The sequence below is a fragment of the Streptomyces azureus genome, assembly GCF_001270025.1.
In the GTDB taxonomy this organism is placed as follows: domain Bacteria; phylum Actinomycetota; class Actinomycetes; order Streptomycetales; family Streptomycetaceae; genus Streptomyces; species Streptomyces azureus.
In genome coordinates, this window is record NZ_DF968432.1 from 1 (window position 1) to 6,215 (window position 6,215).

The window sequence follows — 6,215 nt, forward strand, 5'->3', positions numbered from 1 at the left end:
CCGCCGATCCGCCGCCCGCACCGCCACGCCCCGCCGGCCCGCCGCCCGCATCGCCACGCCCCGCCGGCTCCCCGCCCGCGCCACCCCCCTCCGCCGGCTCCCCGCCCACGCCACCACCCGCGGACCCGCCGCCCGACCGACCCGAACCCGCCTTCGAGCGCCCCGCGTCCTCTCCCCGGACCCGTGGCTACGTCGGCTCGCGGCCGCCCACCTACGACGCCGAACCCACGGCCCTTCCGCTCGCCGACCCCGATGATCTGGACGACCTCGTCGCGGACACCGTGCTCGACGGGGCCCGGTACGGGGCCTGTACGTTGCGGGCCGTGTCCGTGCGAGGGGACTCCGCGCGGTATCGGGGGGAGCCGCGGCGGGACTCGCTGCTGACCGCGCGGTTCGGCACCGGCGAGCAGGCGCTGCTGCTGGTGGCGATGGCGACCGGGACCCGGGCCACACCGGGGGCGCACCGGGCCGCAGCCGAGGCCTGTCACTGGATCGGGCGGGCCGTCGGACGCAGTCACACGCGCCTCGTGGAGGACATAAGGGCGGGGCGGCGCGGCGACCTCAAGTCCGGACTGCACCGCCTCACCGACCGCAGCCTCGGCAAGCTCCGCGCCAGCGCCGCCGAACAGGGCGTCGATCCGGAGGAGTACGCGGCAGGCCTGCGCTGTCTGCTGCTGCCCGCCGACCCCGAGTGCCGTACCCGCGTCTTCTTCGGAGTCGGGCCCGGCGGGCTGTTCCGGTTGCGGGACGGCGAGTGGCAGGACATCGAACCGCAGGTCGCCGAGATCAAGGGCGAACCCGTCGTGGGCTTCGGATCGCCGCCCTCCGAGACGCCCGACGGCGACCGGTTCACCATGGACCTGGGCATCCCGACCCCGCCCAGCCCCTACGAACCGGCCCCGGAACCACCCCGCGAACCCTTCCGCTTCCGTACCTCCGTCGCACGCCCGGGTGACACGCTCCTCGTGTGCAGCGGCGGCCTCGCCGACCCGCTGCGCGGCGAACCGGAACTGGGCGACTACCTCGCCGAGCGGTGGTCCCGCCCCGAGCCGCCCGGCCTCGCCGCGTTCCTCGCGGACTCCCAAGTACGGGTCAAGGGTTATGCGGACGACCGTACGGCCGCGGCCGTTTGGGAGGCGTGACGGCGGCTTCTCGTGTGACTCGGTGACTCCACCCAGGCGTAAACGCGTGGGCTTCCTGCTTCGGTGTGCCAAGCCTCCGCGCAGAGGACCAGCCCGGTCCCGTGCAAGACGATTCAGTGCGCCCACGCGGTCGGCGTTCTCGACCAGGCGCTGACGTAGTCGTGACCGCAGCCGAGCTTCCATGCCTGGGAGTTGGCGGACCAGGCGAGGGGGGTGTCCGGGTGGTGGGCGAGGGAGTGTCCCGGTTCGGTGCCTTGGCTTTCGCCGTGCCGGACGCGGCGAGTCCGGCCGTACGGGCACGGTCGTCGGACGACCGCCCGAGGGTCGGGACTACGGCTACCTGCCGGTCGAGGAGGGCGCTCGCGTCAGCGGACTGCACACCGAGACCTCCTGGGGGGGGGCCACGGGCGTCGCGCTGCTGTGCGTCGGGCGGGACGGCAGGACCGTCACCGTCGTGGAGCGGGGACAGATGGGCGACTTCGGCGACGCGCCCGTGGCCGCCTTCAAGAAGACGACGACCACCGCCGTCAACAAGCTGTCCTGACCGGGCGGGCACGGGAAAGGCCGGGGCCGTCCTCCCGCCACGGGGGTCGGGAGGACGGCCCGGTACCGGCCGGGAACCCGGGGAGACCGTCGTACTTCGGCCAACTTCCACGGACCGCCGCGCGCGGGGACCAGCCGCCCCATCCCTTCGCCGCGTACGGAAGGATCGGCAGCCGGCCATCGGCAGTTCGTCCGATCTCCGGCGGTCAGGATCCGTCGCGGGACGTCTTCCGGCTACCCTCTTGTCCCCCGCCCCTCCGCCGTCGTACTGCTCAGGACCCCTCCGCCCGGCCCGCCGGTCCCGGTCACATGGCCGAACAACCGGTCGTTGACGATTCGACATGACTGCCGCGTGCCCGACGGGGCATGGATCCCCGTGAACGTGTTCGAGCAGGAGGGGAACCGACATCGGCGCGCGGGCGGGGGTCATGGAGAGGCAGGCACGAGGAGGCGGTCCCATAACGATCGGGGCCTTCTCGGCGAAGACGGTGGAGGGCAAGGCCGAAGAGGTCACGGAGCAGGTGTCCGCGCCTCAGTTGAGGCGCAGACTCGGGCGGGCGGACCTGCGGGCCGTACCGGAAGCCCGCAGGGCCCTGCGGGAGCTGCTCGGGCAGTGGGGGAGGATCGCGCGATCGGACGTGGCGGAACTGCTCACCAGCGAACTCGTCACCAACGCGATCGTCCACACCGACCACGACGCGGTCCTGACGGCCACCGTCGGACCCCGTGGACTACGAGTGGAGGTACGGGACTTCGTGGCCCGCAGACCCCGGCTGCGCGTACCGGTCGCCGACGACGGCACGAACGGCAGGGGCCTGTTCCTGGTGCAGTCCCTGGCGGACGCCTGGGGGGTCAGGGCGCACGGAGTGGGCAAGGCCGTCTGGTTCGAGCTGGAGGCCGAGGCGGCGTGAACGGAGAAGGGGCGCGGCCCGCAGGCCACGCCCCCTTCCCTGCTCTGTGCGGCTCGGTGCTCGGTCAGCCGAACTGCTGCTCCAGGTCCTTGAGCTTGCGCTCCAGGGAATCGAGGCGCGGCAGCGCCTGCGTGTCGTCCTCCGCGGTGAGGTCGACGGTCACCTGGTCAGCTCCGTGGCGAACGGGCTGAAGGGAGGGACGCGAGCGGACGGGCAGTTGTTCCGGCGCGGATATGGCAGGCTCCGCGGAGACCTGCGAGGAGCCGCGCTCGACCTGCACTTCCAGCTGCCGGCCGCCACCACGGCCGAGGTAGCCGCGGTGACCGCGGCTGATCGCCTTCAGCTGGGCCCGCTCCACACGCTGCTGGTCGCGGCGCCGCTGCCGGTCGGCGTCCTTCTTGCGCTTGTCCTCGCGCACCTCGTCGACGGCCTCGTCCAGGCTGCGCACACCCTCCAGGAGCATCAGCGACCAGGCCCGGTACGTCTCCCGGGGGGCCCGCAGCCAGCGCACGATACGGATCTGCGGCAGCGGGCGCGGCACCAGGCCCTGCTCCCGCAGGGCGGCCCGGCGGGTCTGCTTCAGCGCGCGGTCGAAGAGGACCGCCGCCGACAGCGACATACCCGCGAAGAAGTGGGGGGCACCCGCGTGGCCGGCACCCCTGGGCGCGTGCACCCAGTTGAACCAGGCCGCGGCGAACGCGAACGTCCAGACCAGTATCCGGGAGCCGAGCGCGGCGTCACCGTGGCTGGCCTCGCGCACCGCGAGCACGGAGCAGAACATCGCCGCGCCGTCCAGGCCGAACGGGACGAGGTACTGCCAGCCGTCGGAGAGCCCGAGATTCTGCTCGCCGAAGCCGACCAGGCCGTGGAAGGAAAGCGCGGCGGCGACGGCCGCGCAGCAGAACAGAAGGACGTAGGAGACGGTGCCGTAGAGGGCCTCCTTGCGTCTGCGGCGTTCCTCGCTGCGCTCCCAGGAATCGTCCGCGCTCGTGTCTTTGACCGAGGAGCGCTTGCCGCGCGCGAGCACCGCCACCGCCGCCAGCATGCCCAGGAGAAGCACGGCGCCCGGAAGCAGCCAGTTCAGCGATATGTCGGTCAGTCTCATCTGGGTGGTCCTTGCATTGGGATAGGGCGTAACGCCCGCCATAGTGGCCCAATCCCACCGGCCCTCAGGGGGTTTCGGGGCAAGAGGCCGCCAAGGAAGCGCAAGGGATTGCCCAGGGCGGCATTCTGCTCGAACTGCCGCTTGAGGGGCGAGAGTTGAGTTCGAAGAAGACTACCCGCACGGGTGGTTCTCCGGAAAGTTCCCGTGACTGGTGAGGAAGTTGTGAATCGGCTGCGCGCATGTGGGCGGCCGATTCCGTGATGATCTTACGGGGCGGTGGGGCGCTGCTCTGTCCGCGTCTGCCCAGGGTGCCTCAACTGGCCGTGGCCAGCAGCTTGGTGACCCGGTCGGCGTCGCAGGTGCGCGGGCAGGTGGCGCAGGCGTCTTCGGGGCGCAGGGTGTAGAACATGCAGCAGCTCGCGCGGTCCCGGGTGCGCAGCGGCTCGCCGCCGGGGCCGGTCAGCTCGCGGAAGGCCGCCGTGCCCACGTACGGCTTGGCCGCCCCCGGCAGGAGCAGCTCCAGCTCGCGCATCGCACGCCGCTCCTCGATCTCGCCGAGCAGCTGGGCGACGTACCAGAGACCCTCGACGATCTCGTCCGTCGTCATGCCCCACAGGGCCCGGCCGCGGCGCCGCATCCTGGGGCCGAAACCGGCCAGGACCGGCTCCATGTGCTCGGCGACCGCCGACCGCACCTCGGCCCGCAGCGCCTCCTCGTCCGGGACGACCCGGGCGCCGGGCAGCGCGGCGGCCTCGTCGCCGGGCAGGCAGGCGAAGCCGGCCGGGCGGACGGCCAGGTGGCCGACGGGGTGGCCGGGGGCGGTGCGGTCGTACGAGACGTGCGTCACGGGGTAGCGGGGCACCCGGCGGTGCAGGAACCAGGGGACGGTGATCAGGAGGCAGGCCGGCCAGGCGTAGCGGTGCAGGCCGAAGCTGGCGATCACGTCTGGGCGTGCCTGCTGGCCGTAGTCCCGGCGGATCTGGGCGTCGTCCCAGGACAGGAAGGCGTCGAGGCCGGGGCCGGCTTCCGCGAGCGCGGCGGCGGTGGTCCAGTTGCCACCCTGGGGAGCCTCGTCCTCGGCGGTCAGTTCGGTGATGGCCAGCCCCGGGAGGACCTCGGCCAGACGGGCGTACGCGCCGGAGAGGGCCGAAGGGGGCAGGGGCATGGGATCACCGGTCCGCGTCTATTGAACGGGTCGCTTGAAGGTAAGCCTAACCTAACCCAAGATCGCCGGGATTTGAACTGGCGGCCGGTGCGCTTATGGTGCTTGACGGACGAGTAACAACCCGCCGTAATGACCCCAAGTACCGATACGTCCGGAGGAGGAGCCGAGCCGTGAAGCAGGGCGCGCAGGGCTCCGGGGCGGAGGTGCCGAGGGCAGGGGCGCCGGATGAGCAGGTCCGGGTGCCGCAGCAGCCTGGGGTGGCGGACGCGGGTCGGGTGAGGCCCGGGGCCGGTGGGGCTTCCGAGGTGGTCCGGGGGGAGCACACGCACAGTGAGCCCGCCCCGCCGTCCGCTCCGCGAGGCCGGGCCGTCGTTCAGCGGTCCTCGGTGCGCGGGCAGATCGTGGACGCGCTGCGGGCCGCGCTGGTGGCCGGGGACCTCAGGCCCGGGGAGGTGTACTCGGCGCCGGTGCTGGGCGAGCGGTTCGGGGTCTCCGCGACGCCGGTGCGGGAAGCCATGCAGCAGCTGGCCATCGAAGGTGCCGTCGAGGTCGTGCCGAACCGTGGGTTCCGGGTGGTCGAGCGCGGGGCGCGGGAGCTGGCGGAGCTGGCCGAGGTGCGGGCGTTGATCGAGGTGCCGGTGATGCTGCGGCTGGCCCGGACGGTGCCGGCCGAGCGCTGGGCCGAGCTGCGTCCCCTCGCCGAGGCGACGGTCCGCGCGGCGTCCTCCGGCTGCCGTGCGACCTACGCGGAGTCCGACCGGGGGTTCCACCGGGCCGTGCTGTCCCTCTCCGGGAACCAGCAGCTGGTCCAGATCGCGGAGGACCTGCACCGCCGGGCGCAGTGGCCGCTGGTGGGGAGCGGGCCGGGGATGCGGGGCCGGGCCGATCTGGTGGCGGACGCACATGAACACACGGCGCTGCTGGACGCGTTGATCGCCCGGGACCTGGATGTCGTGCGGGCGCTGGTGGGGGAGCACTTCGCGGGTGCGGGCTGAGCGGTGGTGCGGGTCGCTTGCGCCTGCTCACCGGTGGGGGCGCGGGTCTTGCCTACGCGGTGAATGTGGGCCGGGGACGTGCCGGGGGGTGTCCGTCCTCGGAACGGCGCGATGGGGTCACACACCAACTGACTGGCGTTGACGCGCCAACCTCTGCGGGCGGACACCCCCGACACGTCCCCTTCTCGCGGTGCGCGGGTGCGGGCGCGTCGTGGCCTGGTGCCCCGGCAGGCAACGTTCGCCCCGTCGCGACGCCCGGCGGGCCCTCTCGCCGCACCGGACGAAAGCCCGAGTGCATCCCGTACGAGGGCTTCCGGCCGGCACTCCCCCAAGCTCTTCGAGCAGGGGGTACCC

Annotated in this window: 5 protein-coding genes and 1 pseudogene; 4 read left to right on the forward strand and 2 right to left on the reverse strand. The window is 72.9% G+C overall.

The window, feature by feature from the left end:
* The 3 genes and pseudogenes from AOQ53_RS35085 to AOQ53_RS35095 all read left to right on the forward strand — a co-directional run.
* A partial coding sequence (locus AOQ53_RS35085) for a protein phosphatase 2C domain-containing protein (protein ID WP_059423597.1) occupies nucleotides 1-1,142 on the forward strand: 1,142 nt, incomplete at its 5' end.
* A 319-nt stretch (nucleotides 1,143-1,461) separates the two neighbouring features.
* Nucleotides 1,462-1,686 (forward strand): annotated as a pseudogene (locus tag AOQ53_RS35090) (hypothetical protein); the annotation flags it as partial.
* A gap of 427 nt (nucleotides 1,687-2,113) precedes the next feature.
* Nucleotides 2,114-2,596, forward strand: coding sequence for an ATP-binding protein (locus AOQ53_RS35095; RefSeq protein ID WP_059423599.1), 483 nt, complete (start codon nucleotides 2,114-2,116; stop codon nucleotides 2,594-2,596).
* 64 nt (nucleotides 2,597-2,660) lie between these two features.
* On the opposite strand, the gene AOQ53_RS35100 is transcribed toward AOQ53_RS35095, so the two are convergent.
* Nucleotides 2,661-3,701, reverse strand: a complete 1,041-nt coding sequence (locus tag AOQ53_RS35100) for a DUF2637 domain-containing protein (protein WP_059423601.1) — start codon at nucleotides 3,699-3,701, stop codon at nucleotides 2,661-2,663.
* Between the two features lie 313 nt (nucleotides 3,702-4,014).
* Nucleotides 4,015-4,866 carry a (2Fe-2S)-binding protein gene (locus AOQ53_RS35105; protein ID WP_059423603.1) on the reverse strand — a complete coding sequence of 284 codons (852 nt, stop codon included), beginning with the start codon at nucleotides 4,864-4,866 and terminating at the stop codon, nucleotides 4,015-4,017.
* Nucleotides 4,867-5,036: 170 nt separating this feature from the next.
* Between AOQ53_RS35105 and AOQ53_RS35110 the strand changes: the two genes are divergently transcribed.
* The gene (locus tag AOQ53_RS35110) at nucleotides 5,037-5,861 is read left to right on the forward strand and encodes a GntR family transcriptional regulator (protein ID WP_059423605.1); all 825 of its coding nucleotides are present in this window, start codon (nucleotides 5,037-5,039) and stop codon (nucleotides 5,859-5,861) included.
* The last annotated feature ends 354 nt before the right edge of the window (nucleotides 5,862-6,215 follow it).

Bases quoted from the DNA above. Each gene is read 5' to 3' on its own strand.
- AOQ53_RS35095 (WP_059423599.1), top strand. From the start codon at position 2,114: ATGGAGAGGCAGGCACGAGGAGGCGGTCCCATAACGATCGGGGCCTTC.
- AOQ53_RS35100 (WP_059423601.1), bottom strand. From the start codon at position 3,701: ATGAGACTGACCGACATATCGCTGAACTGGCTGCTTCCGGGCGCCGTG.
- AOQ53_RS35105 (WP_059423603.1), bottom strand. From the start codon at position 4,866: ATGCCCCTGCCCCCTTCGGCCCTCTCCGGCGCGTACGCCCGTCTGGCC.